The sequence below is a fragment of the Bacillus sp. NTK071 genome (assembly GCF_017303315.1).
Taxonomy (GTDB): domain Bacteria; phylum Bacillota; class Bacilli; order Bacillales; family Guptibacillaceae; genus Guptibacillus.
This window is the reverse complement of sequence record NZ_JAFKOI010000012.1, coordinates 1-26,028: the sequence shown is the minus strand read 5'-3', so window position 1 is coordinate 26,028 and position 26,028 is coordinate 1. Positions and strand designations below refer to the sequence as shown.

General features: G+C 35.3%; 25 protein-coding genes. 24 read left to right on the top strand and 1 reads right to left on the bottom strand.

Features of this window, described 5'->3' with window-relative positions:
- Positions 1–127 precede the first annotated feature (127 nt).
- The 3 genes from JI666_RS16010 (at position 128) to JI666_RS16000 (ending at position 3,830) form a co-directional block, all read left to right on the top strand.
- Positions 128–1,525 (top strand): cell wall-binding repeat-containing protein, encoded by a 1,398-nt coding sequence (locus JI666_RS16010; protein ID WP_206893652.1) that lies wholly within the window; start codon positions 128–130, stop codon positions 1,523–1,525.
- Positions 1,526–1,588: 63 nt separating this feature from the next.
- Entirely contained in the window at positions 1,589–2,947 is a 1,359-nt protein-coding gene (locus tag JI666_RS16005) for a cell wall-binding repeat-containing protein (protein WP_206893637.1), read from the top strand.
- Positions 2,948–3,662: 715 nt separating this feature from the next.
- Positions 3,663–3,830, top strand: coding sequence for a hypothetical protein (locus JI666_RS16000; RefSeq protein ID WP_206893632.1), 168 nt, complete (start codon positions 3,663–3,665; stop codon positions 3,828–3,830).
- 46 nt (positions 3,831–3,876) lie between these two features.
- On the opposite strand, the gene JI666_RS15995 is transcribed toward JI666_RS16000, so the two are convergent.
- Entirely contained in the window at positions 3,877–4,782 is a 906-nt protein-coding gene (locus JI666_RS15995) for an LCP family glycopolymer transferase (protein ID WP_206893631.1), read from the bottom strand.
- Positions 4,783–5,009: 227 nt separating this feature from the next.
- On the opposite strand from JI666_RS15995, the gene JI666_RS15990 reads away from it, so the two are divergent.
- From JI666_RS15990 to JI666_RS15890, 21 genes are all read left to right on the top strand, one after another.
- Complete coding sequence (locus JI666_RS15990; RefSeq protein ID WP_206893630.1) at positions 5,010–5,774, top strand: tyrosine-protein phosphatase; 765 nt, start codon at positions 5,010–5,012, stop codon at positions 5,772–5,774.
- A gap of 242 nt (positions 5,775–6,016) precedes the next feature.
- Complete coding sequence (locus JI666_RS15985) at positions 6,017–6,757, top strand: YveK family protein (RefSeq protein ID WP_206893628.1); 741 nt, start codon at positions 6,017–6,019, stop codon at positions 6,755–6,757.
- Positions 6,747–7,448, top strand: a complete 702-nt coding sequence (locus JI666_RS15980) for a CpsD/CapB family tyrosine-protein kinase (RefSeq protein ID WP_206893627.1) — start codon at positions 6,747–6,749, stop codon at positions 7,446–7,448. Before JI666_RS15985 ends, JI666_RS15980 begins: the two co-directional genes overlap by 11 nt.
- A gap of 107 nt (positions 7,449–7,555) precedes the next feature.
- Positions 7,556–7,708 (top strand): hypothetical protein, encoded by a 153-nt coding sequence (locus JI666_RS15975; RefSeq protein WP_169525286.1) that lies wholly within the window; start codon positions 7,556–7,558, stop codon positions 7,706–7,708.
- Positions 7,709–9,532 carry a polysaccharide biosynthesis protein gene (locus JI666_RS15970; RefSeq protein WP_206893626.1) on the top strand — a complete coding sequence of 608 codons (1,824 nt, stop codon included), beginning with the start codon at positions 7,709–7,711 and terminating at the stop codon, positions 9,530–9,532.
- Positions 9,533–9,738: 206 nt separating this feature from the next.
- Complete coding sequence (locus JI666_RS15965; RefSeq protein WP_206893624.1) at positions 9,739–10,359, top strand: sugar transferase; 621 nt, start codon at positions 9,739–9,741, stop codon at positions 10,357–10,359.
- Positions 10,356–11,225 carry an NAD-dependent epimerase/dehydratase family protein gene (locus tag JI666_RS15960; protein WP_206893622.1) on the top strand — a complete coding sequence of 290 codons (870 nt, stop codon included), beginning with the start codon at positions 10,356–10,358 and terminating at the stop codon, positions 11,223–11,225. The genes JI666_RS15965 and JI666_RS15960 overlap by 4 nt, the downstream gene beginning before the upstream one ends.
- On the top strand, positions 11,222–11,692 hold the full coding sequence (pssD, locus tag JI666_RS15955) for a PssD/Cps14F family polysaccharide biosynthesis glycosyltransferase (protein WP_206893614.1): 471 nt from the start codon (positions 11,222–11,224) through the stop codon (positions 11,690–11,692). Before JI666_RS15960 ends, pssD begins: the two co-directional genes overlap by 4 nt.
- Entirely contained in the window at positions 11,689–12,171 is a 483-nt protein-coding gene (gene pssE / locus JI666_RS15950; protein ID WP_206893613.1) for a PssE/Cps14G family polysaccharide biosynthesis glycosyltransferase, read from the top strand. The genes pssD and pssE overlap by 4 nt, the downstream gene beginning before the upstream one ends.
- Positions 12,172–12,287: 116 nt before the next feature.
- Positions 12,288–13,439 (top strand): glycosyltransferase family 1 protein, encoded by a 1,152-nt coding sequence (locus JI666_RS15945; RefSeq protein WP_206893612.1) that lies wholly within the window; start codon positions 12,288–12,290, stop codon positions 13,437–13,439.
- On the top strand, positions 13,426–13,998 hold the full coding sequence (locus JI666_RS15940; RefSeq protein WP_206893611.1) for an acyltransferase: 573 nt from the start codon (positions 13,426–13,428) through the stop codon (positions 13,996–13,998). The genes JI666_RS15945 and JI666_RS15940 overlap by 14 nt, the downstream gene beginning before the upstream one ends.
- Positions 13,952–15,082, top strand: coding sequence for a glycosyltransferase family 4 protein (locus tag JI666_RS15935; RefSeq protein WP_206893610.1), 1,131 nt, complete (start codon positions 13,952–13,954; stop codon positions 15,080–15,082). The genes JI666_RS15940 and JI666_RS15935 overlap by 47 nt, the downstream gene beginning before the upstream one ends.
- On the top strand, positions 15,057–16,280 hold the full coding sequence (locus tag JI666_RS15930) for an O-antigen ligase family protein (RefSeq protein WP_206893609.1): 1,224 nt from the start codon (positions 15,057–15,059) through the stop codon (positions 16,278–16,280). Before JI666_RS15935 ends, JI666_RS15930 begins: the two co-directional genes overlap by 26 nt.
- Positions 16,255–17,136 carry an ATP-grasp fold amidoligase family protein gene (locus JI666_RS15925; protein WP_206893608.1) on the top strand — a complete coding sequence of 294 codons (882 nt, stop codon included), beginning with the start codon at positions 16,255–16,257 and terminating at the stop codon, positions 17,134–17,136. The genes JI666_RS15930 and JI666_RS15925 overlap by 26 nt, the downstream gene beginning before the upstream one ends.
- Positions 17,137–17,172: 36 nt before the next feature.
- Positions 17,173–17,736 (top strand): acyltransferase, encoded by a 564-nt coding sequence (locus JI666_RS15920; protein WP_206893607.1) that lies wholly within the window; start codon positions 17,173–17,175, stop codon positions 17,734–17,736.
- Between the two features lie 2 nt (positions 17,737–17,738).
- A complete protein-coding gene (locus JI666_RS15915; RefSeq protein ID WP_206893605.1) occupies positions 17,739–19,187 on the top strand; it encodes a lipopolysaccharide biosynthesis protein in 1,449 nt (482 codons plus the stop codon).
- A gap of 49 nt (positions 19,188–19,236) precedes the next feature.
- Positions 19,237–20,334, top strand: a complete 1,098-nt coding sequence (locus JI666_RS15910; RefSeq protein WP_206893603.1) for a glycosyltransferase family 4 protein — start codon at positions 19,237–19,239, stop codon at positions 20,332–20,334.
- Positions 20,335–20,759: 425 nt separating this feature from the next.
- Positions 20,760–22,136, top strand: a complete 1,377-nt coding sequence (locus JI666_RS15905; protein ID WP_206893602.1) for a UDP-glucose dehydrogenase family protein — start codon at positions 20,760–20,762, stop codon at positions 22,134–22,136.
- Complete coding sequence (locus tag JI666_RS15900; protein ID WP_206893600.1) at positions 22,111–23,136, top strand: GDP-mannose 4,6-dehydratase; 1,026 nt, start codon at positions 22,111–22,113, stop codon at positions 23,134–23,136. Before JI666_RS15905 ends, JI666_RS15900 begins: the two co-directional genes overlap by 26 nt.
- Positions 23,137–23,405: 269 nt before the next feature.
- Positions 23,406–24,293 (top strand): UTP--glucose-1-phosphate uridylyltransferase GalU, encoded by an 888-nt coding sequence (gene galU, locus JI666_RS15895; protein WP_206893598.1) that lies wholly within the window; start codon positions 23,406–23,408, stop codon positions 24,291–24,293.
- 224 nt (positions 24,294–24,517) lie between these two features.
- Complete coding sequence (locus tag JI666_RS15890) at positions 24,518–25,597, top strand: acyltransferase (protein ID WP_206893597.1); 1,080 nt, start codon at positions 24,518–24,520, stop codon at positions 25,595–25,597.
- Positions 25,598–26,028 lie beyond the last annotated feature (431 nt).

The window sequence follows — 26,028 nt, the reverse complement described above, 5'->3', positions numbered from 1 at the left end:
CGCTTACACCCATTTCTATATATAATCTTCTTAGTGTGAAAAATCGGAAGGGTGATGAAGGAGCAGGGGACGTGCTCGGTAACGGATGTGTACTAGAAAATGAGAATGATAGGGGAAAATGAAAAGAATGAAAAAACCATTCGCTATGTTATCTACAGTAATCCTTGCAGGAAGCTTAATTGGTGCTCCTGCTGCTTCAGCCTCCACTCAGGACGCGTTAACCCAACGCGTGCAGAACATGCAACAGAACGACTTTTATGATTATGGATTTCTGGATGAGAAAGAACCTAACAATAGTTTTGCTGAGGCGAATCTACTTGATCGTGACGATACAGCTCTTGGGAAGTTAACGGATAAAGATAAAGACTATTACAAAGTTGTCATCGAAGCGGATAAGGAAGTCTTTCTATTGGTCAATGCTTATACAGATGAAGAGAAGCCATCTATGCAGCTTCATGTTGATATTTATAATAGTTCAAAGAAGAAGATCGCACCTGATTTTGAAGATAATGAGTACGGATATGGTGGTATCATCGAAGCCCTTGCGCCTGGAACTTACTACTTCGCTGTCTCTGATCTAGCGAATAAAAACAATGGAGTAGAATACTATTTTTCAGCATACGCATCCACCGGTGAACCAGAAATCACACGTATCCAAGGCGCAGACCGCTACGAAACAGCAGTCGAAATCGCGAAAGAAGGCTTTGAAGAAGGCAATACACCTGAAGTTGTTCTCGCAACAGGACTAGATTTCCCTGACGCCCTTGCAGGAGCACCTCTTGCTTATCAAAAGGATACACCAATTCTATTAACGAAAACAAAATCAATTCCTGACTCTGTGAAAAAGGCGTTAACTTACTTCGGCGTTGAGCATGTGACGATTCTTGGTGGACAAACTGCTGTATCGAAAGACGTTGAAACGCAACTTAAGAAAATGAACATCACATTCGAGCGAATCGCTGGAGAAAATCGCTACGATACAGCAGCAAAAATTGCCGGTGAACTCGATCCTTATTTCAGTGACACAGCATTCGTCACATACGGTGGCAATTTCCCTGATGCCTTGTCCGTTGCATCTATTGCTGCTTTCCAAGGTAGCCCAATTCTACTAACAAAAACAAAAGAGCTTCCAGCTGAAACAGCGAAAGCACTGAAGAACTACAACGATACGTATGCAATCGGTGGAACATCGGTTATTAGTGATGCTGTTTACAAGAAACTTCCTAACCGAAAGCGTATTGCAGGAGCGGATCGCTATGAAACATCCGTTCAGGTGATTAAGCAGCTTGATGTTCCAGTCGACTTTGCAACGCTTGCAACAGGACAAGGCTTTGCTGACGCCTTAACTGGTTCAGTACTTGCTGCGAATCGCTTTGAGCCAGTCGTATTAACGAAGAAAGACAGCCTGCCAGATCCAGTAGCGAACCTTTTCCAAGATAAAGAAACGATGTTCTACACCATTCTTGGTGGCAAAAGTGCCGTTGGTCAAGGCGTAGAAGACGATATTAAGATGTTATTTGAATAAACAACTTTGGGGATCAGACGGAAGTCTGATCCCTTATTCTAATTTGCTTAAAGGGGGAAAAGAATGAGAAAAGCATTCGGATTGTTAGCTATAGTAATCCTTGCAGGAAGCTTAATTGGTGGTCCTGTTGCTTCAGCCAACACAATGAACGGTAATAATGTAGATTTTCTTTATGAGACAGAACCAAACAATAGTTTTGCTCAGGCAAATCTCCTGAATAATGGCGATACCGTCAGTGGGAAATTAACGAGCGATGACAAAGATTATTATAAAGTAGTCATCGAAGAGGATTACAATGTGTATCTACACTTAAGTGCAGATACACATGAAGAAGAATCTTCTCTGAATCTCCAAGTGGATATTTACAACAGCTCACATAAGAAGATCACACCAGATTATGTGGATAATGAGTCTGGATACGATGCTGAAACCGAAGATCTTCCACCTGGAACCTACTACTACGCTATTTACGACCTAGACAATAAAAACAATGGAGTGGAATATCACTTCTCATCATATGCCCACACTGGTATACCAATAATCACTCGTATGGCAGGAATAGATCGCTACGAAACAGCAGTTGAAATTGCCACATATCGTTATGGTAAAGGAGATGCACCTGAAGTGGTTCTCGCAACAGGACTCGACTTTCCTGATGCCCTTGCAGGAGCGCCTCTTGCTTATCAAATGGATGCACCAATTCTTCTAACCAAGACAAAATCAATTCCTGATTCTGTGAAAAAAGCGCTCAGCTACTTTGGCGTTGAACACGTAACCATTCTAGGTGGACAAACGGCTGTATCGAAAGAGGTTGAAAATCAACTTAAGAAAATGAACATCACGTTCAGCCGCATCGCTGGAGATAATCGCTACGATACAGCAGCAAAAATCGCCGGTGAACTTGATCCATCCTTGAATGACACAGCATTCGTAACATACGGTGGCAATTTCCCGGATGCGCTATCAGTAGCATCTATCGCTGCTTCTCAAGGTAGCCCAATTCTTCTAACGAAAACAAAAGAGCTTCCTGCTGAAACAGCAAAAGCATTGGAGAACTACAACAATACGTATGCGATTGGTGGCACATCCGTTATTAGTGATGCTGTTTACAAGAAACTTCCAAACCGAAAGCGTATTGCAGGATCGGACCGCTATGAAACATCTGTCCAAGTAGTAAATAAGCTTGATCTACCGGCAGAAGCTGTAGCACTTACAACAGGTCAGGGCTTTGCTGACGCATTAACAGGTTCTGTACATGCAGCATATTGGGACATGCCAGTTGTGTTAACGAGAAAAGACAGCTTGCCTACTCCAGCGGCTAACCTTTTCCAAGATAAAGAAACAACGCTTTACACCATTCTTGGTGGGAAAAGCGCGGTGGGTGAGGGCGTAGAAGACGATATTAGAATGTTATTTGAATAAATAACTTAGGGATCAGACATTGGTTTGAACCCCGATTAGATTACTACGGGTGTAACCAACCGAATACATTCCCTATTATCTGCGGATCCGAAATTAGAGGATGAGATTATTTCGTTGTTTCTACCACAATAGAACACGCCAATAACAAAAAGAAGGACAGCTCAACCACGAGCTGTCCTTCTTACTATCTCTATATCAACTTACCATTCTCATAACCAGCTTAGCCCACCCAAATATGGCGATCCAGAGAGGAATGCTTAGTGAGACGCCCCATACCATTCCTTTAGCGAAGTTGCCTTCTTCATGGTAGTGCATATGCTCAACCCCTTTTAGAGTCCCTTGGCTTACCGCAATCTAGCGAAATCTCAAGGTTTTCTTATACTTTAAATCTTTACAGAAGTAGGATCCTTTAAAGTACGAAGAAATTCATCCAGTTGAAGCAGGGTGACTTTCTTCTATTATAATTCATAGCGTTATCAAACACTGTCGTTCTATGAAACAGAACTCAACTTCTTTTGCTAGATCTTGCATTTAAACTCTATTGTTTAGTATATCCACATTCGGGTACATCTATACCAAAACAAGCATATTAATAGATTAATAATCTAAGGGAAAAGTGAATTTACTGAAAGTTTACAAAAATAATATGGAAATTACTTGAATACGGTGGTATACTCTCAAAATAGTTTACTAGATTAAAGACGGAGGATTTGAAATGAAAGGGAAAGAGAAACAAAACCCGATGTGGGGAGAGCTGCAGGAATTTGTGCAGCGGGTCGAAAAAGAACAGAGGCAGCCTGGTGAAGCGAAGCCATACATTGAACAAATTAGAAATATCTTAACAAAGAACATGCAGCCATCCACAAAACTGGAAACAGAATGAGACATGAACAAGGCCTCTCCCACGATGGGAGAGGCCTTGTTCATTTTTAGCTTATCTCAAGATGATTCTTCAACTTCTGCGTAATGGACTGTCTCTCTTGATCTGAAACAATGTAATACCAGAGATTATCGATCATCTCGCCGTGTCCTTCAATTTCAAAGGTTTCCATATCTTTACGAGCGCCTTTGTAATTCTTGAAAATATTATTCATTTCTTCAAACGTCATGTTTGTCTTCACGTTTGTACCGACGGCTGCGAGCAGTTCATCGATCTTATTAATGCTTCCAACGCTTGCGCCTTCGTCGATAATCGCCTTAATAATCTCACGCTGGCGGTCATTACGACCAAGATCACCCTTCGGATCTTCATAGCGCATGCGAGAAAAGGCAAGGGCTTCTTCTGCATTTAATTCCACTTGACCAGCTGGGAAGGAGTAGCCGTCATAATCAAACGCAAATGGGTTATCAACGGTAACCCCGTTTAAAGCAGATACAACATCTTCGAACGCTTCCATGTTAACCTTAAAGTAATAGTCAATCGGAACATCTAGGAAATTCTCGACTGTATCCATCGCCATTTCAACGCCGCCATAGGCATAAGCATGGTTCATTTTCTCAACAGTCCCCCGTCCAATGATTTCAGTTCGTGTGTCACGAGGGATGTTGAACATCATCATCGAATCTTTGTTAGGATTCAGAGTAATCATAATCATCGTATCTGAGCGACCTTGATCGTTCTCTCGTTCATCAACACCCATTAAGAGAATCGAAATCGGATCTTTCTTTTTTGTGTCTATTTTCTCCGTTCGTAGAGTTGACGTTTCGCGGCTGATCGGTTCATGCATATCGCTCGCTGTGTCTTTCACAGTAGAGTATAAATAATAGGCGTAACCTCCGCCGGCAAGCAACAGGACGCCAGCGATAACGCCAACAATGATAAGAAATTTCTTCATTTACATTCCAGCTTTCCATAGAGTAGTAGTCATGACGCGATCTGTGATAGTCTAAATTCCATTATAAGTCGAACTATTTTGTAAAGTAAATACCTACCAACAAACTCATTTTTCTGTAGGCATAAAGAGACATAATATGGTAACATAATAGGCAATTAAATGTTCTTCAAAAAGAACAGGCGTGCATATTGAACTGTTGAGACTGAATACGAAAGGAGAATGCGAGTATGATTGATATTCATTGTCATATCCTACCTGGACTAGATGATGGGGCTGCCAATACAAATGATAGTCTAGAAATGGCAAGACAGGCTGTTTCGCAAGGTATCACTCAAATCGTCGCTACCCCTCACCATAAGAATGGAAGCTTTGATAACAATCTACAGTCGATCGTAACGGAAGTGAATCTTTTAAATAAAGAATTGGCAAGAGAAGGAATTGATCTTAACATTCTTCCTGGTCAAGAGGTGCGGCTATATGGCGAAATGGTAGAGGATCTGGATATTGATTTATTAACGGTTAATAATTCAGGCGTCTACTTATTAGTAGAGTTTCCATCTAGCCACCTCCCGCGCTATGCAAACAAGCTGCTGTTTGACCTCCAGCTCAAAGGAATTGTTCCCATCATTGTCCATCCGGAACGTAACCGAGAAATCATGGAGAACCCATCGAAACTGTACCAGCTTATTAAGGAAGGCGCGCTTAGTCAGGTAACCGCTTCTAGCGTCACAGGCAGTATGGGAAAGAAAATTAAGAAGTTTTCCTTAGATTTACTATCTCACAATCTTGCTCACTTCATCGCATCCGACTCACACAACACAACAACACGTCCATTCGAGTTAAGGCAGGCATATGAGACAGTGGAGTATGAGCTCGGAATGGAGATACGTTATCTATTGCAGGAGAATCCGGAGGAAATGATTAAAGGGAAAATGATCGACAAAGAGATACCAGAGCGAATTAAAAAGAAGAAAGTACTCGGTCTCTTTTAGAACGAGAAAATCCGCTCAAACAAAATGAGCGGATTTTTTTATAGAGAAATTTCGTGTTATTTTTGTAAAGAAAACGTTTTCTTCGACAGCGTTCGACATGATTCTGTGTACCTATCTTACTATTTGCATAATTAATAGTTTTAACGTAAAAAAAAGGCTAAATTTAACTGATTTTCTGTGTTATAGTAAAACTTGTAATTCTTTCTGTATTAAAATAAATTACGAATGCGTTGGAGGCATCCATGGAAGAAACTATTAGTTTAAAAGAAATTTTTGAAGTATTGAAAAAACGCCTAATACTTATCCTACTTATTACTCTACTCGCCACAGCAACAAGCGGTGTTGTCTCTTATTTCTTTCTTACCCCAATTTATGAAACTTCAACCCAAATTCTTGTGAATCAAAATAAAAGTTCCGAAAATACAATCGATCAAAATCAAATTAACACAGACGTAGCACTCATAAATACATATAGCGTCCTTATTAAAAGTCCTAAAATTCTTGATGAAGTGAAGAATGAATTGGATCTGGAATTATCGACAGGTGCTATAGAAAGTAAAATTACAGTTAGTAACGCTCAAAATTCACAAGTAGTTCTTATATCTGTTAAAGATCCTGATCCAGAGCTAGCAGTAGATATTGCGAATACGACCACAAGTGTATTTGAAAAACAAGTTAAGGCACTTTATAACACCGATAACGTTAGTATTCTTTCAAAAGCAGGATTCGAAGGAACACCGTCACCAGTTAATCCTAACCCAGTCCTTAACATGGCGATTGCACTCGTTGTTGGCTTAATGGTCGGAGTTGGACTAGCCTTCTTACTTGAATACCTGGATAACACGATTAAAAACGAAGAAGATATAGAAAATGTTCTTGGTCTTCCTGTACTCGGTACGATTGCCGTTATTGAAGATAAAGAAGCCGGCATTTCTAAGAAAAAGTCAAAAAAGTCAGTAAGAGGTGAAGCCGTTGAGTCGTAAAGATAGAAGCGCGATTAGTGTTAGTAAAGAAAGAAGTCTACTCACGCATCAAAACCCAAAGTCGCCAATTGCTGAGCAGTATCGAACGATCCGAACAAATATTCAATTCGCAGGAGTAGAAGAAGAAATCCGTACAATTATGGTTACATCTGCTGGCCCAATGGAAGGGAAATCTACAACCATTGCAAACCTTGGTGTTGTGTTAGCTCAGCAAGGCAAACGAGTTCTAATCGCAGATACGGATCTTCGTAAACCAACCGTTCACTATACGTTCCGAGTCATGAATACGAGGGGACTTACAAATGTCCTTACCCGTCAGGCTGAGTTAACCGAAGTGACGCTAGAAACAGAAGTTCCAAATCTAGAAGTGCTAACAAGTGGTCCGGTACCACCAAACCCTTCTGAACTTCTTGGCTCAAAAGCGATGGATAACTTGATTGAAGAGGCACTTACGCACTATGACATTATACTCTTCGACTGTCCTCCGGTACTTGCGGTGGCTGACTCACAAATACTTGCAAATAAAGTTCAGGGAACGGTGCTTGTGATTAGTAGTGGAACGACAGAAAGAGATGCTGCGGTTAAGTCAAAGGAGCGACTCCAGTCAGCTAAGGGAAAGCTACTCGGTGTAGTTCTTAATAGAAAGAAAATGAAAGATGGTAGCTATTATTACTATTACGCACAAAAGTAGATAGCCAAATACTTCTAGATAGGAGTATTTTTTTAGAAAAAGACCGTGACTAAAGACGCAAGACCAAAGATACTGGTAAGCGGTTTTATTAAAAGGGGAGTGGTTGCATGAAGGGGACGGATCAGTTACCAAAGTCGATTCGAAAAGCCATTCGTTATATTAAGCAAGATGCACCGGATCAAAAGCTACTAGAAATTCAAGGGCTCCTAAACAGATCAATTGAAGAGCGAATGACGAAATCAGAAATGAGGTGCAAGTAAATGACCTATGGTAAACGGTTATCGTATCTAATTGTGATTGACTCATTGATTGTTGCTTTTGCTATCTTCATTAGTTCGTTCCTTCTCAATTACAATCATTTTCTGACATCCAAGCCGATTATTGCGAGCTCAATTGTCCTACTATTAGGACATCATTTCTTCTCTTATTCTTACAAGTTATACAAGAGAGCCTGGCAGTATGCGAGTATCGGTGAGCTCGTTGTTATTTTTAAAGTTGTCACATTCTCCGTCATTCTTGCAGCATTAGCTCAATTTATCTTGCTTCAGGATATCTACTTCCGTGCTCTCTCGATCTCATGGATGCTACATATGTTGTTAATCGGTGGATCGCGCTTTGCTTGGAGAATGTTTCGTGATACATATATGAATACGAAGAATAAAAAGAAACGCGTGCTCGTTGTAGGCGCTGGATCAGCCGGTATGATGATTGTCCGTCAGTTAAGGCAGAGTGTCGATTCCGATTTGAACCCAATTGGATTTATTGATGATGACATTCGAAAGCAGAATTTAGAGATCATGGGCGTTCCTGTTCTTGGGCCAACGGAAGACATTGTGGAACAAGTCAAGCAACTTGAAATTGATACAATCGTTATCGCGATTCCGTCTCTTTCCAAAGTTGAAATGAAACGCATCTATGAAGAATGTTCAAAGACAAATGCAAAGACGCAAATCATCCCAATGATTGAGGACTTGATGACAGGTAAAGTATCGATTAATAGTTTCCGAGATGTGAAGGTAGAAGATCTACTAGGTCGTGAACCGATTAAATTGGATACAGAAAACATCGCAGAAACGCTCACAGGAAAAACCGTTCTTGTGACAGGTGCTGGAGGCTCAATTGGCTCAGAAATTTGTCGCCAGGTTTCCAAATTCAATCCAGATCAAGTTGTGTTACTCGGTCATGGTGAGAACAGCATTTATACGATTGAAATGGAACTTCGAAATACATACGGAGATACCATTACCTTCATTCCGGTGATCGCAGATGTACAGGATCGCGAACGCATTGGTGAAGTGATGAACCTTCATCGTCCAAATGTGGTGTATCATGCAGCTGCTCATAAACACGTGCCTTTAATGGAAGCAAATCCGCACGAATCAGTGAAAAATAACGTGATTGGGACTAAAAATGTCGCTGAAGCAGCAAGTGATGCCGATGTTGATACGTTTGTAATGGTATCAACGGATAAAGCCGTTAACCCAACGAGCGTGATGGGTGCAACGAAACGTCTTGCGGAAATGATTGTTCAGCAGATGGATCAAATTAGCGCTACTCGATTTGTCGCGGTTCGTTTCGGAAATGTACTTGGCAGTCGAGGAAGCGTGATTCCGCTGTTTAAGAAGCAAATTCAAGCAGGTGGACCAGTTACGGTTACGCACCCGGATATGGTTCGTTACTTTATGACAATTCCGGAAGCATCGAGGCTTGTGATTCAAGCTGGTGCTATGGCACGAGGCGGAGAGATTTTTGTGCTTGATATGGGTGAGCCGGTTAAGATTGTCGATCTTGCGGAGAACCTCATTAAACTATCCGGTTTCTCGATTGATGAGATTGGGATAAAGTTTGCGGGTGTGAGGCCTGGTGAGAAGTTGTTTGAGGAGCTTCTTGGGAAAGATGAGGTTCATGATGAGCAGATTTATCCTAAGATTTATGTTGGGAAGTCTATCAATGCAGACCTAGATATTGTGATGAACTTTGTAGGGCAATTTGAAAGCTTGGACAAGCTGGATGTTCGTGAGATGGTTTTGGATATTGCTCATAATAGGGTGGAAGCGCAAAATCAACTGTTATATGCGAAGTAAACTACTCTTACTGATTTTCATCTAGTTATTATATGTAGGTGTTGAGTACATTCAGATTCATGTACTTAACACCTATAACAATGAGAAGTTAAGTGTAATTTAATGATAGACAAAATAGTGGGTTACTTGGTTAGTTGCTAGATTGATAGAAAACTATCTTAGAACTAGCAACTACCCAACTAACTGACTTAGAAGGAGAGTTAATTATGTATATGAAGGTTAAGAGAGTAATGGATATTGTTCTTTCTTCATTAGGAATTGTGATATTATCACCGGTTTTTATCGTTTTAATTATTGCAATTAAATTAGAATCAAAAGGTCCTGTTCTCTTTAAACAAAAACGTGTTTGTATCCATAAGAATCATTTTAATATATTAAAGTTCCGTACGATGAGAATTGATACGCCTAAGGACACTCCTACTCACTTACTAGAGAATCCGGAACAGTATATTACTAAAGTTGGAAAGTTTATGAGGAAGACTAGTTTAGATGAACTTCCGCAGATCTTTAATATTTTTGCTGGTCAGATGTCGGTGATTGGACCTCGTCCTGCGCTTTGGAATCAGTATGATCTAATTGAAGAACGTGATAAGTATGGGGCTAATGAAGTGCCTCCTGGTTTGACTGGATGGGCGCAGATTAATGGGAGAGATGAACTTTCAATTGAAATGAAATCTAAGCTGGATGGATATTATGTTGAGAATATTGGGTTTGGATTCGATGTAAAGTGCTTCGTGGGCACCCTTTTAAGTGTAATTAAGAGTGATGGAGTTATTGAAGGTGGAACAGGATCTATAATTAATGAAAAGGAGAACTCTTGTAAATGAAGACAATACTAATTACAGGTGTTAATAGTTATATAGGTTCTAGTTTTGAAAAATATTTAGGGGATTTTCCTAACCAATATTCAGTTGATTCTATTAGTCTAAGAACAGAAGGATGGAAAAAAGGTGATTTTTCAAAGTACGACGCTATACTTCATGTTGCGGGAATTGCTCACGTTTCTTCGGATCCTAAAATGGAAGAATTGTATTATAAGGTTAATCGTGACTTAACTATTGAAGTTGCAAAAAAAGCGAAACATGAAGGAGTTAGTCAGTTTGTTTTTATGAGCAGTATTATAGTATATGGAGCTAATAATAATATCATCGATGAATATACGCTTCCTAGTCCAGATAATTTTTATGGTAATAGCAAATTACTTGCAGAACAAGGGATAAAGAATTTAGAAAATGATAATTTTAGGATTGCGATTATTAGACCTCCTATGATTTATGGTAAAGGATCTAAAGGTAATTATCCTAAATTAGCAATACTAGCAAAAAAAACACCACTATTTCCATACATAAGTAATCAAAGAAGCATGCTTCATATTGATAACTTATGTGAATTCATACGATTAATGATACAAAATAAAGAAAGTGGTGTTTTCTTTCCACAAAATAATGAATTTGTTAATACAAGTGAATTGGTAGCTCTTATAGCTGAGGTCCATGGAAAAAAAGTTAGACTTGTCAAGTTGTTTAACCCAATATTGAATTTTATTGGTAGATATACAGTACTAATAAATAAGGTGTTTGGTAACTTGGTTTATTCTCAAGATTTAAGTGAATATAAAAATGACTACCGAATTAGAAATTTGCCGGAATCAATAGTACTTTCAGAAAAAATAGATGAAGGGATAATAAAATGAGAAAAACACATGAACAGAAACGTAAAAAGATATGCTTAATATCTTCTTCTGGTGGACATTATGAACAATTGAAAATGTTAGGTCCATTGTCCGAAAAAAACGACGTGTTTTGGGTGACTGAGGGTGCAGAGTATACTTCAGAAGGTGATTATTTTTTACTTCAAACAGGACTAAAAGATAAACTTTTTCCGTTGAAAATGATGGTTAACATAATTAAGACACTTAAGATATGGTATAAGGAAAGGCCGGATTATGTAATTACTACTGGAACTATGATTGTGTTACCAATGGCTTTTTTGGCAAAGATTTTCGGAAAAAAACTAATTTATATAGAAACCTTTGCTAGGGTTTATGATGGAACCAGAGCAGGGAGATTGATGTACAAATATGCTGATTTATTTATCGTTCAGTGGGAACCTTTAAAAGACATCTATCCTAAAGCTATTTATGGGGGGAGTATTTATTGATATTTGTATGTGTAGGATCAAGGGAATATCAATTTAATCGTCTTCTTATAAAACTTGATGAGTTAATTGCCGAAGGTTCTATAACTGACGAAGTTTTTGCGCAAATTGGTCAGTCTTCGTATATCCCAAAACACTATAATTATAAACGATTTATGTCAGTAATTGAATTTAAAGAATGCCAGCGAAATGCTGATTTGGTTGTGTCTCATGGTGGAACTGGAGCACTAATTGGAGCTTTAAAGATGGAAAAACAACTTTTGGCTGTTCCACGGTTAGCAAAATATAACGAACATATAGATGATCACCAAACTCAAGTGGCAAGTTTGATGGAAAAAGAAGGATATTTGAGGTGTGTAAATAATATTGAAGATTTACTAGATGGTATTAAGTCATTTGAAAGTAATCCTATAATTAAAACTTATAATAAACCCTCAAGAGTGATAAACATCATTAATGATTTTATTGATGAAAAACATTAATATTTTTAACTATTAAGTTATTTTGAATAAATTCAGCTAAGAAATTCTTAAGTTAAGATTATCGGATATAACAGTATATTATTGTTTATATACCACTAATCAGTGGAGTGATTATTTTGGAAACTAAACGAGTTAAGATTTTAATGATTACAACTATAGATTTTGGATTCAATGGTATTACTAACGTTATTATGAATTATTTTAGAGCACTAGATAGAACAGATTTACAGATGGACTTTGTTATACAAAATCATATAAGAAGTGACTTGAAAAATGAAATCCATTCATCAGGTAGTAATGTTTATGAATTTAGAGGAAGAAATAAAAGCCCTATTTCATATGTGAATTGGTTAACAGATTTAATTAGGGAAAATAATTATGAGATTGTTCATGCTCATGGAAACAGTTGTACTCTTGCATTAGAAATGTATGCTGCAAATAAAGGTGGTGCAAGAGTACGTATACCCCATAGTCATAATAGTACTTGTAAACATCGAGTAGCACATAGGATATTAAGAAGGATGTTTAACAAGAATTATACCCATGGATTTGCTTGTGGTGAAAAAGCAGGGAACTGGTTATATGAAGGTGAAAAATTTAGTGTGATAAACAACGGTATAGATGTGGAGAATTTTATGTTCGATACTAATGTGAGAGCTGAATATCGAAAAAAGTATGGACTAACTAATAAAAAAGTAATAGGACATATTGGACATTTTACTCTTCAAAAAAACCATGACTTTTTAATAGATATCTTTCAACAACTTTATAAAATTGATAAGGATTATCGTTTGATTTTACTGGGGGATGGCTCTTTAAGACCAGATATTGAAAAAAAAGTGAAATCATTGGGACTGGTAGACGTTGTGAAATTCACTGGAGCCACATTAGAAACATCTCATTTTATGCAGGCGATGGACATATTAGTCATGCCATCGAAATACGAAGGGTTGCCCTTGACATTAATTGAATCCCAAGCTTCTGGATTACCTTGCTATGTAGCAGATACAGTTTCAAAAGAATCAAAAATAACTGAATTAGTAGAATTTATGTCTCTCGATCTCTCCGCGGAAAAATGGGCAAAAAAAATTAATTCTAGTATCCTTTATAATCGAAACAACAATAAAGACCAGATACACAAAAATTTAGTTGATTCTGGTTTCAGTATAAATAATAACGCGAAAATTCTTAAGAAATTGTATCTTTCCGATAACCTTGATAAGGATTTAGAGAAAATGATTAGGAGGCGTGTCTATGAAAAGGGATAATCAACTTGTACTATTTAAAAAATTTCTATTTAAATTACGTTTTGCCTTAATATGGGGAGGAGCTAAAAGGTCTAAATGGGTTATGGAGAAAGGTATATTCAAAAAATGCGGTAGTAACATTGCATTTCAACCAAGAATATTGCCTGCAGATCCAGAGTTAATTATCTTACATAACAATATATCTGTTGCTTCAAATGTACAATTTATTACTCATGATGTATTTAGACTAGTATTTAGCAATATAGAGAAAAAAGTTGATTTTAACTCGAACTTGGGATGCATTGAAATAATGGATAATTCAATAATTGGGAGTGGAGCTACAATAATGCCTAATGTTCGTATTGGTCCAAATGCTATTGTGGGAGCAGGAGCAATTGTTACCAAAGATGTACCAAAGGGAGTTATTGTTGCAGGAAATCCAGCCCGTGTAATTGGGACTTATGATGATTATCTTAAAAGAAGAATTTCAAGTGACATGAAGAAGTTTACTTCTCGAGAAGAAGAGGTTACAGATGCTTGGGAGCGATTTTATAAAGAAAAAAAGAATAGGAAAACATAATATGAAACGTATTGTTATTATGACACACCACATGACAAGTGGAGGATGCGAACGTGTAATTGCGCAGTTGGCAAATTGGTTCGTAGAGAATAATTTTGAATGTACGATTATGACTGAATATAATTCAGGTTCTTTTTACAAACTTGATGACAGAATTGAATTGTATTCATTGTCCGATAATAAAAATTATGAATCTAGTAATATGTTAACAATTTATCGCAAATTTAGGAAGGCAGTTAAATATAAGAATGCTGATATAGTATTAGCAATGCCGGAAAAAGTTAATGTTTGGTCAATTATTGCATTGTTAGGATTAAAAATACCAGTAGTTGTTTCTGAAAGAAATAATCCATGGCTTCATCCACAAAACAAAATAAAAAGAATTATGCGAAAGTTGTTTTATCCATTTGCTTCAGGGTATATTTTTCAAACTAAGCAAGCCGCTTCCTATTTTTCCAGAAAAGTTAAACAAAAAGGAGTAGTTTTACCAAATCCATTGGATATTTCACAAGTCCCTGAACCTTGGAAAGGTGAGAGACGTAAGGAAGTAGTAGGCGTTGGAAGATTAGAAAACCAAAAAAATTTCCCATTGTTGATTAAGGCATTTGCTGAATTTCATAGAACTCACCCTGATTATGTTTTAACGATATACGGAGAAGGTTCAAAAAGAGATGAGTTAGATCATCTAGCAGCTTCATTATTACCTCGAAACGCATACTCCTTACCAGGTAGTACTAAAGAACTTATGGAGAACATAAAAGGAGTATCTATGTTTGTGCTAAGTTCAAACTATGAAGGCTTACCAAATGTTCTTATAGAAGCTATGGCAGTAGGAATCCCAGTAGTATCTACAGATTGCCCTTCAGGAGGGCCAGGTGAATTAATAGAAAATGAAAATAATGGATTGTTAATTCCGGTCGATGATCATATAGCTTTGTACAAAGCTATGGAGAAAATTGCAGACTCCCCTAATCTTGGAGAAAAATTTAGTCATAATTCTTTAGAGATAAAAAAAACATTTGATTCTAAGTTAGTTATAGAGCAGTGGAGGAAATATCTTGAATTATGTAGCAAACAAAAATAAAGGTTTATTAGTTGAACTTTTTGCAGACGGTTGTTTCTTTATTTATTTGATTACAGAACTAATGTTTAAGCATACCATTATTGGTCAATTAGGGTTAATTTCATTTGCAGTTTCCGTTGCACTACTTATGATGTCAAAGGGCAAAATAAGAAGTAGTTTTTACTTCCCGCTGATAATGATTTTTCTGATATATAGTTTATTTATTGCTACAAGTGATTACGCAATTAGTAATAGTACTTCAATATCGATATTGCCTACAGTAACTCTAAATATATTAACTATGTTTCTGGTTTACAATTATTTAGTTTTGCGTGCAAAAGTTAACCGTACGATTAATTTATTTATCAATGCTGCATTAGTTTTTGGTGTTATTAATTTGTTAACCACACCACTTTCAAGTGGTTTTTCAAGTCGACTTGGAGGTGATAAAAGTAATATTTTGTCACTTTCTTGTTCGCTCGCCTTAGTAATGTGTTTCTACTTCTATTTAAGAGGTAAAGGGAGAAAAATTAATATGGTCAGAATTATGATACTTACAAGTATCATAATTCTGACCGGTACTCGTAAAGGATTACTTTTGGTTGTTATAAGTTCTGTCATATTAATCTATTTAATGTACCCAGGAAAAAGAACAAGAAATATATTACTAATACTGGTTTTTAGTTTTATTGGATATTTGATAATTATGAATGTGCCGATAATTTATAATTCAATAGGAGTAAGGGTTGAACAATTATTGAATTATACCTTAGGTGAAAATGTAGATGAGGCTTCTATGCTTTCGAGAATAAAATTAATTGAGGTAGGATGGGAGTATATAACAGAAAGGCCATGGCAAGGTTATGGTCTGGGCTCTTTTGTTTATTTACCATATTCTGGAGGTACGTATTCTCATAATAATTACATCGAAATGTTATTTACTGGAGGGATAATTGGTACGACATTATACTATATTTCATATTTAATTGCTGTAATAAAAGGCTATATGCTTAGCAGGAAATATGAGATTGTTTGTTTATTTGTTTCCATACAAGTTGCCTTTTTAATTATCGATTATGCATGGGTATCATACATTGAGAGAATACCATTGACTATCTTTATGTACTTGTTAGCAGTTATTAAACTAACAAACATAAATCAAGTAAGAAGTAAATACAAAGGCGTTGAGATCAATGAAAAAAATACTATATTGGATTAGTAAAAAAACAGGATTTGGATATTTGAAAAATTTAGTTCCTACAAAAGCTTACTGTTCTCTTCTTTATGAGAGGAGTATGGGAAAGAAAATAAATTGGGGTAATCCGACAACTTATAATGAAAAATTGCAGTGGCTAAAACTCTATGAGCGAAATCCTGAGCACATCAAAATGGTTGACAAATACGAGGTCCGTGAGTATATTTCAAAAACTATTGGAGATGAGTATTTAATTCCCTTAATTGGAGTTTGGGATGATTTTGATGATATAGATATTAATAGTCTACCAAACCAATTTGTCTTAAAGTGTACACATGATTCCGGTGGAGTTGTGGTTTGTAAAGATAAAAATAATTTAAATTGGGATGCTGCAAGAAAAAAAATATTAAGTAGTCTAAACAGGAATTATTATTATTACGGTAGAGAATGGCCGTATAAATTTGTGAAGCCAAGGATTATATGTGAGAAATATATGTCTGATAAAAGCGGAAATGAACTTAATGACTATAAAATCATGTGTTTCAATGGAGTCCCTCGTCTTATTCAAGTTCATAAAAATAGATATACAGATCATAGTTTGAATTTTTATGATACTGAATGGAATTTAACCCCTATTGTTCAAGGTGTGAATAATTCTCATTCGAAAATTACAAAACCAGTTAATCTAAGCAAAATGTTGGATTTGTCCAAGGAATTATCAAAAGATACGATCTTTTCAAGAATAGACTTTTATGATATAGATGGAAAAATATATTTTGGTGAAATTACTTTCTGCCCAACTTCAGGGTTCGAGAAAATTTCACCGAAAGGTTATGATGAACTACTTGGTAGTTGGATAAAGCTTCCTAATATAAAATGATATACTCCCATTAATCTAATATAAGGATGTTTATTAATGAACATAAAAGTGTTATTAGATAAATTGACAAAGAAAGTTCAAGTGAATTTCTTTTGTAAAAGTTATGAACAAAAAAGAAAATATTTAATAAAACAAGGTGCGGAAATTGGTGAGAACACAAGGATAATATCAGGTATTAAAGCGTTTGGATCAGAACCGTATTTGATTGAAGTAGGTAGAGATTGTTTGTTTTCTAGCGAGGTTCAATTATTAACTCATGATGGTGGAATTTCGGTATTAAATAATTTAGGATATTTCACCGAAAGGGTTGATAAATTAAATAAGGTAATTATAGGGGATAATGTTTTTATTGGTACGAGAGTGATAGTAATGCCCGGAGTAAGTATCGGAAATAACGTAATTATTGGTGCAGGTTCAATTGTTACCAAGAGTATTGAGAGTAATAGCGTTGTATGTGGTGTGCCAGCAAAGAAGATTATGGATATTAATGATTACTATGGAAAATGCAAGGGAGATGTCCACTATACTACCAAAATGAATGTCTCAGAAAAAAGAATTTACTGTAATAGATTGAACAATGAGTATTTTAAAAGGAAGTAAGTATGGAAAAAGTTAATGAGAAGATAACTGGAGCGATTAAATGGTCTACAATAACAGAAGTTATAGCTAAATTAATAACTCCTATAACTAATATGATTTTGGCTCGTTTGCTTGCTCCGGAAGCATTTGGAGTAGTAGCGACATTGACTATGGTTATAAGCTTTGCTGATATGTTTACTGACGCAGGGTTTCAAAAATATATAGTACAACACGATTTTAAAAGTAAGAAAGCTTTATACAATAGCACCACAGTTGCATTTTGGTCAAATTTATTAATTTCAGTATTTTTGTGGGCTATAATTGCTATTTATAGTGATCCGATATCAAATTTGGTTGGAAATCCAGGATTAGGACAAGTATTAATAATAGGTAGTGTTTCATTACCATTAACCTCTTTTTCAAGTATTCAAATGGCTCTCTTTAGAAGAGAATTTAATTATAAATCATTATTTTTCGTTCGGATAATTGGTATATGTATTCCAATTGTGGTAACAATACCACTAGCTTATATCTTTAACAATTATTGGTCGTTAGTTGCGGGAATAATATGTGGAAATCTTTCAAATGCAATTATATTAACTATAAAATCAAAGTGGAAACCTAATTGGTTTTATAAAATCGATATATTTAAAGAAATGTTTTCATTTAGTATTTGGAGTCTAATCGAATCTATTTCTATTTGGCTAACTCAATATATTGGTATTTTTATAGTCGGAAAAACTCTGAACTCATATTACTTGGGGATTTACTTAACATCAATGACCACAGTGAACCAAATATTAGCAATTATAACATCGGCTACAACTTCTGTATTGTTTTCAGTGCTATCACGCCTACAAAATGACGATGTAGAATATAAAAGAATGTTTTTTAAATTTCAAAGGTTAGTTGGTTTGTTTGTTTTTCCGATGGGCATAGGGATATTTATGTATAGCGATTTGATTACTAGAATTCTACTGGGAAGTCAATGGAGTGAAGCAGCAGGATTTATAGGAATATGGGGACTGATGAGTTCAATCTCAATTATTTTAGGTCAATACTGTAGCGAGGTTTACAGGTCAAAGGGAAAACCGAAATTGTCTTTTTTGGCTCAGTTTTTATATTTGTTAGCACTTATTCCTACATTAATAATTGCTTCACATTATAGTTTTGAAATACTGTATTATGCTAATTCTCTAGTTAGATTACATGGGGTCTTAGTTCATTTGATTTTAGTATATATTGTAATAAGGTTGTCGCCTTTTGAAATGTTGAAAAACATTGCTATACCTATCACTTGTTCTTTAGCTATGTTTGGAATTGCTATGTTACTACAAGAGATATCTAGTGGTGTATACTGGGATATTTTATCGATATTTATATGTATTATTTTTTATCTAATCTGTATAAACTTGTTTCCTTCTGTGCGAGTTGAAATATTATCAATAGTAAAGAAAAAAAAGTTTAGCTAATAGATCTCCGGAGAATAAAATAATAACCGAAAGAGTTGTGAAATATCCGATGAAAAAGAATTTCTTAGTATATTCTGATTATGGAGCTCCTTACCGTGGTAATTTCATAAATTCTATTGCCAAATTAGAGGAGCAAATTGTTTTTAATAATAACGAAATGATATATTTATTTCCTCCTAGAACAAAATCTAGAGGCTGGACACATGACATGGAAAAAAGAGGATGTAAAATATATTTTTTGAGTGGAAAAGCTTTTAAAGATATTAAATTAATTAGATTCATAATTAAGGAACACCAGATTAATAATATTTATATTCATTTTTATACATCTAAAATGTTATTAATGATTGATATTGCTCGTATAGCATTAAAGTCTAAGGTGATTATTCATTTGCACAATCAAGTTGCCAAATATAATACTTGGAAGAATTTAATTTTCAAGAAATTAATACGAGGAAAATATTTTATTGGATGTAGTAAAGCAAATACTTTAAGTGCTTTAAACAGTGGGATTAAAAAATCGCAAATCAGAACAGTTGAAAATGCGATTGACTTTTCTAGATTAGAAAAGTACGAAAATATTAACAAAAAAGACTTTGGAGTGCATGAAAATGCAATGGTGATATTAATGTTTGGTTATGCTTATCATACTAAGGGAGTGGATCTGGCAATAAAAGCTATAGAACAGCTGAGATCTCTATCATATAATATAGAGTTACTTATTAGCGTATCTTCTAATACTGATAAATTGATTGCAAACATTAAAGCACACTTTGGTGAATGCCCTAATTGGATTAAGATAATACCGCCTAGGGATGATGTAGCGACATATTATCACGTTTCTGACGTCTTCTTATCTGCTAGTCGACAAGAAGGCTTTTGTTATTCATTAGTTGAAGCTGCTTATTGCGAAACAAAGACTCTAGCAAGCAAGATACCAGCTCAATTAGAACTAGAATTGCCACATAGTATGTGGTTTGAAAATGAAAATGTAAATGATTTAATTGATAAGATAAAGAACTCATATAGAGTGTTAGAGCAAACAGAATTGTTAAAAGAACAAAAAATAAAGGTTTATGAAAAGTATGATATATCTGTTTGGGCAAAAAGGGTTTTTGAAACCATTGATTCATTTAAAAAGTTATGATTTTGAAAGAAACTAAATAAGCTGTAAAAAGGAAACTGTTTAATTTTAGCTTTTGTGTATCTTCCTAAAAAAGTACATATTAAGTATAGAAGTATAGCTGCAGGATTACTTTGGGATCAATCCATAGAATTGCAAATGAATCAAAGAATAGGCCCTCTTGGTTCTTTTAGATTATATATAAGAGCCCTCATTCAGTAATCTAATTCCATATTCAAGTATATTTTTAATTACTTATAAAATATAATTCTTAGTTCGGTAATCAATAGATGATTTTTTTGTAAATCAGCTGAAAATAGATAAATTAAATAGATACTTGTGAATCAATGTGTTGAATAGTAATTCCCTTGATATTTATGGTGAATATGAGAGTTCATTAATGTTTTTACTGGTCTTATTTGAATAAACAGTAAAGGTAGGAGAAAAATATGTATAAAATTGCTGTAGCCGGAACTGGTTATGTTGGCTTAGTTGCAGGTGTATCTTTTGCGGAAGTAGGTCATGAAGTTACATGTGTTGATATTGACGATGATAAAGTAAATCTAATGAAGTCTGGAGTATCACCAATTTTTGAAACCGATTTGGAGGAGTTAATGCAGAAGAATTATGAAAAAGGAAGAATCAGTTACACGACAAATTATTCTTCTGCATACAAAAATGCAGATGCGATATTTATAGGTGTAGGAACTCCAGAACAATCTGATGGTTCTGCAAATCTTTCATATATAGCTACTGTTGCAAGACAAATTGCTGAAACCATAGAAAAGGATTGTTTGGTGGTAGTGAAATCTACAGTTCCTGTGGGTACAAACGATAAAGTTGAGCAGTTTATTAATGATTTTCTTGTTAATGATGTAAAAGTAGAAGTAGCGTCAAATCCAGAATTCTTAGCACAGGGCTCAGCAGTACATGATACGTTGCATGCTGAAAGAATCATTATTGGTACAGAAACTAAATGGGCAGAAGACTTATTAACTAACATATATAAGCCTTTTAACATACCAATCGTTTCTGTTAACAGAAGGTCGGCAGAAATGGTTAAATATGCTTCAAATGATTTTCTTGCACTAAAAATTTCTTATATGAATGACATCGCCAATCTTTGTGAATTAGTAGGTGCAGACGTTCAGGATGTAGCAAAAGGAATGAGCTATGATGAAAGAATAGGTAGCAAGTTTCTAAATGCAGGTATCGGTTTTGGCGGTTCATGCTTTCCTAAAGATACAAAAGCTCTTGAATACCTAGCAAGACAAAACGGCTACGAGCTAAGGACGGTGAAGTCTGCTATCAATGTCAATACAGATCAGAAAACAATACTATACAAAAAAGCTAGTAATCGACTAATAACATTTAGCGGTCTTAAAGTAGCTGTACTAGGATTAACCTTTAAACCAGGTACAGATGACTTAAGAGAAGCGCCCTCACTTGAAAACGTACCTTTATTATTAGATCAAGGTGCAGATATCTATGCATTTGATCCTGTTGGCGTAAATAACTTCGCTAAGTTGTATCCAGAAGGTTCTAATAGAAAAGGCAGCATAACATATGTTGATAGTGTAGAGGATGCATTAAAAGATTCCAATGTTTGCTTTATCTTTACTGAATGGGGAGAAATTAAAACCATGACTCCGGAATCTTATAAGAGTTTGATGAGAACTCCTCTTGTCTATGATGGTAGAAACCTTTATCCAGTTGATGAAATGAAAGAAGCCGGAGTTGAATACCATTCCATAGGTAGAATGCCAGTATATAGAGAAAGTGCTAAGGAGTCGAGAAATAATGAGCTTCAAGCCTCTAGATATTAATAAAACCTATCTTGTGACTGGAGTAGCTGGTTTTATTGGATTCTATTTATCTAAAAAAATACTGGAACAAGGGTGTAAAGTAGTTGGCGTTGATAACATTAATGACTACTACGATGTGAACCTAAAACATACTCGTCTAGAGTACCTTACACCTTTTGAGACTTTCACTTTTGTAGAAGGAGATATTTCTGACAAGAATATAATTACTACTATTTTTGAAGAATATAAGCCGAACATCGTTGTGAATCTAGCGGCACAAGCCGGCGTACGTTATTCAATTGAGAATCCAGATGTTTATATTCAAAGTAACGTTATTGGTTTTTATAACATTCTTGAGGCATGTCGACATCATCCAGTGGATCATCTTGTTTATGCATCTTCTAGTTCAGTTTATGGTGCCAATAAAAAAGTTCCATTTGAAGAGACGGATTTTGTGGATAATCCGGTATCACTATATGCTTCTACGAAGAAGTCAAATGAGTTAATGGCTCATACATATAGCCACCTATACAACATTCCAGCTACAGGACTTCGTTTCTTTACAGTCTATGGCCCAATGGGGCGCCCGGATATGGCGTACTTTGGATTTGCGAATAAATACTTTGCTGGTGAATCGATTAAAGTGTTTAACAATGGCGATTTTGACAAGGATCTCTATCGTGACTTTACGTTTATCGATGATATTGTCATTGGTATTGAGAGATTACTTAGCAATTCACCAACGGAAGAGGTGCCACACAAGGTTTATAATATCGGAAATAATAGTCCTGAGAAATTAATGGTATTTATTAAAACGTTGGAGAAGTGTTTGAGTAAGGCAACTGGTAGAGAAGTTGAGTTTAAGAAAGACTTCGAACCGATCAAGCCAGGTGATGTTCCTGCTACATATGCTTCTACAAATGCATTACAGAAAGCAGTAGGGTTTAAACCTGAGACTTCAATTGAAGAAGGTCTGCAGCAGTTCGCTGATTGGTATGTGAATTATTATAACGTTAAGTAATAATTCATTTTAGCTAATTAGAAGAACGTAAAACTTAACTTTAGATGATTTGCGGATACTCAGTAAGTTTGATTTCACCCCCTATGTAGACAGTTGATATGAATAGTGATCACTGCTACATAAGGGGGATTTCTTTTATGTTTATGGGAATATTTTGAGGATATGGGTTTAAATAGTTTAGATTAATATATTCGATGCTATATTAAAACTCTAATGAAACAATAGTTACATAGATTTTATTCTTTATAAGACAATTGGGGGACTTACTTATGAAAGTGAAAAAGGCGATTATACCAGCTGCTGGACTAGGAACAAGATTTTTACCAGCTACAAAAGCACAACCAAAAGAAATGCTACCAATCGTAGACAAGCCAACGATTCAATATATTGTTGAAGAAGCAGTAGCTGCAGGAATTGAAGATATCATCATTGTAAGTGGTCGTGGAAAACGAGCAATTGAAGATCACTTCGATAAGTCTTATGAGTTAGAAGAGACACTAACAAAGAAGCAGAAGGATAAAATGCTTGAAGAAGTGAAGGGTATCTCTGACCTTGCGAACATTCATTATATTCGTCAAAAAGAGCCTAAAGGATTGGGACATGCGATTGGGTGTGCTAGTCGTTTTATCGGTGATGAGCCATTTGCGGTTTTATTAGGTGACGATATTGTCCGTTCTGAAAAACCATGTATTAAACAATTGGTGGATGTCTTTGATCGCTATAGAAGCTCGGTTGTTGGTGTACAGCAAGTAGCCGATCAGGATGTTTCAAAGTATGGTGTGATTGCACCTAAAGGTAGTGAGTTGGAAGAGAGGACGCTTCCTGTTGAGACATTGGTTGAAAAGCCGGCAGTTGAAGATGCTCCTTCAAACTACGCGATCTTAGGACGTTATGTACTTACTCCAGAAATTTTTGAGATTCTTGAGACATTGCCTACTGGTGCCGGTGGTGAAGTGCAATTAACGGATGCGATTAAGGTTTTGAATGAATCTCAAGCAGTAATCGCTCATGAGTTTACGGGGGATAGGTATGATGTAGGAGATAAGTTCGGTTTTATAAAGGCAACTATTGACTTTTCACTTGAGAGAGAGGATCTTCAGGTGAAGGTTATAGATTATTTAAAGAAGGTTGTAGAAAAAGAAATGGTTTCTCTATAGTGCCAATACAGGTTGTTTCAATGAGACCGTTTACGATAAATTAAAAACCTAATGACACTTACATATCAATATGAGAATTGTTGCTTTTTAGGTTTTTAACTTCTTGTAAATTATTGTTTAATTTTTGCATCTATTAGGAGTTTTACTTTGGTGATTTACTCTAATGAATAGGGAAGAATACAGCATTTAACATTTGTATCATAGGCTTTAGGAGGGCACGTTTGTTGACAAAAGTAAAAATTAATAGAGATTCTAATTTCGAAGTGTTGCGCATTATTTCAATGTTTATGATAGTTGTTTGGCATGTTTGTTTGCATGGAGTGGAAAATTACGTTGATGTTTCTGAATTTGCTGGGGGATTAAACCAAGCTTTTTATTATGGAATTAAGTCTTGTACAGTTATTGCAGTAAACATTTATGTTTTAATTAGTGGATATTTTTTGTGTAATTCTAATTTCAAGTGGTCAAAAGTAATTCGGCTAATTTTAGAAACATTAACATTTTCAGTTGGCATATACATTGTTTTAATGTTTTTAAGTTTGGCAGAATTCTCATTAAATTCCTTTTTGACATCTTCTTTCCCAATATTCTTTGGGAGTTATTGGTTTGTTTCAGTGTACGTAGTATTATATTTACTGTCTCCATATATAAATATAGTTATTAAAAATTTAACGCATAAGTCCCATTTTAATTTGATAATATTACTATTCTTAATAAATTGTGGTTGGCAGTTTATTTATAGTGATATTAATTTAGGAGTTTATAATGGGTACGGATTGTTTCATTTTATCTTTCTTTATATTTTAGCTTCTTATATAAGGTTTCATGGTTTTATAATTAAAGATTATAATAAATTCCAGTGGTTAATAATTTTTGTAGCTATGGCTTTAATTAACATGATTTCTAACTATATAGTTTCAGGTAGTATAGGCAGATTGTACTCTTATAACTCACCTTTAGTAGTATTAACTTCATATAGTCTATTTATGGCCTTCAAAAATATTCATCTGAAAGCAAGCGTGGTTAATGTAGCTTCTAGTTATGTATTTGGGATCTATTTAATACATGAGCACCCTATGATAAGAGATATATTGTGGGGAAAGCTTGGAATAGTGGAACAAATATTATACAGATCAAGTAAGTTATTCATTCTTGATATCGTCATCTTTGGTTTAATTGTATTTATGTCATGCTGGGTATTATCATTATTAATTATGACAATTGTTGATTTTATTTATGATTACATCATTAAACTAATTAATTGGAAAACTATTAGTAATAAAACCACAATTGATTTAAAGTAAGTAACCTGCGAGGCGGTGTCAATTACGGTTTGAGATTCCATGATTTCAACGTAAACTAATCCCCAAGGGCTTGGAATCAACCTGAATCGCGGGGACGCTTACGGTTCTCGTGATTTATCTCTAGACTGATGTTATGTAAACAATACTCATAGAAAATCAGATGAACTAAACCATTTTTAATTAATTCACCTGATTTTTTTGTAAGTGACTTGGCTGATACGTCTTGTTATGTGTTTATGGATAAAGATTTTTTATATAAGTAGTTTCAGTGTCATGTTAATAGTTTAAGCTAATGTAAGTACTTTGATAAGAAAGAGCCATGGGGACAGGTACCATAGCCGTCAAGCTAATGGAAACATAGAGTATGAAATGATCGTTCTGTTATGGTTTGTTCAATATTTTTCCAGTTGAGATCCCATCCACTTTGTATT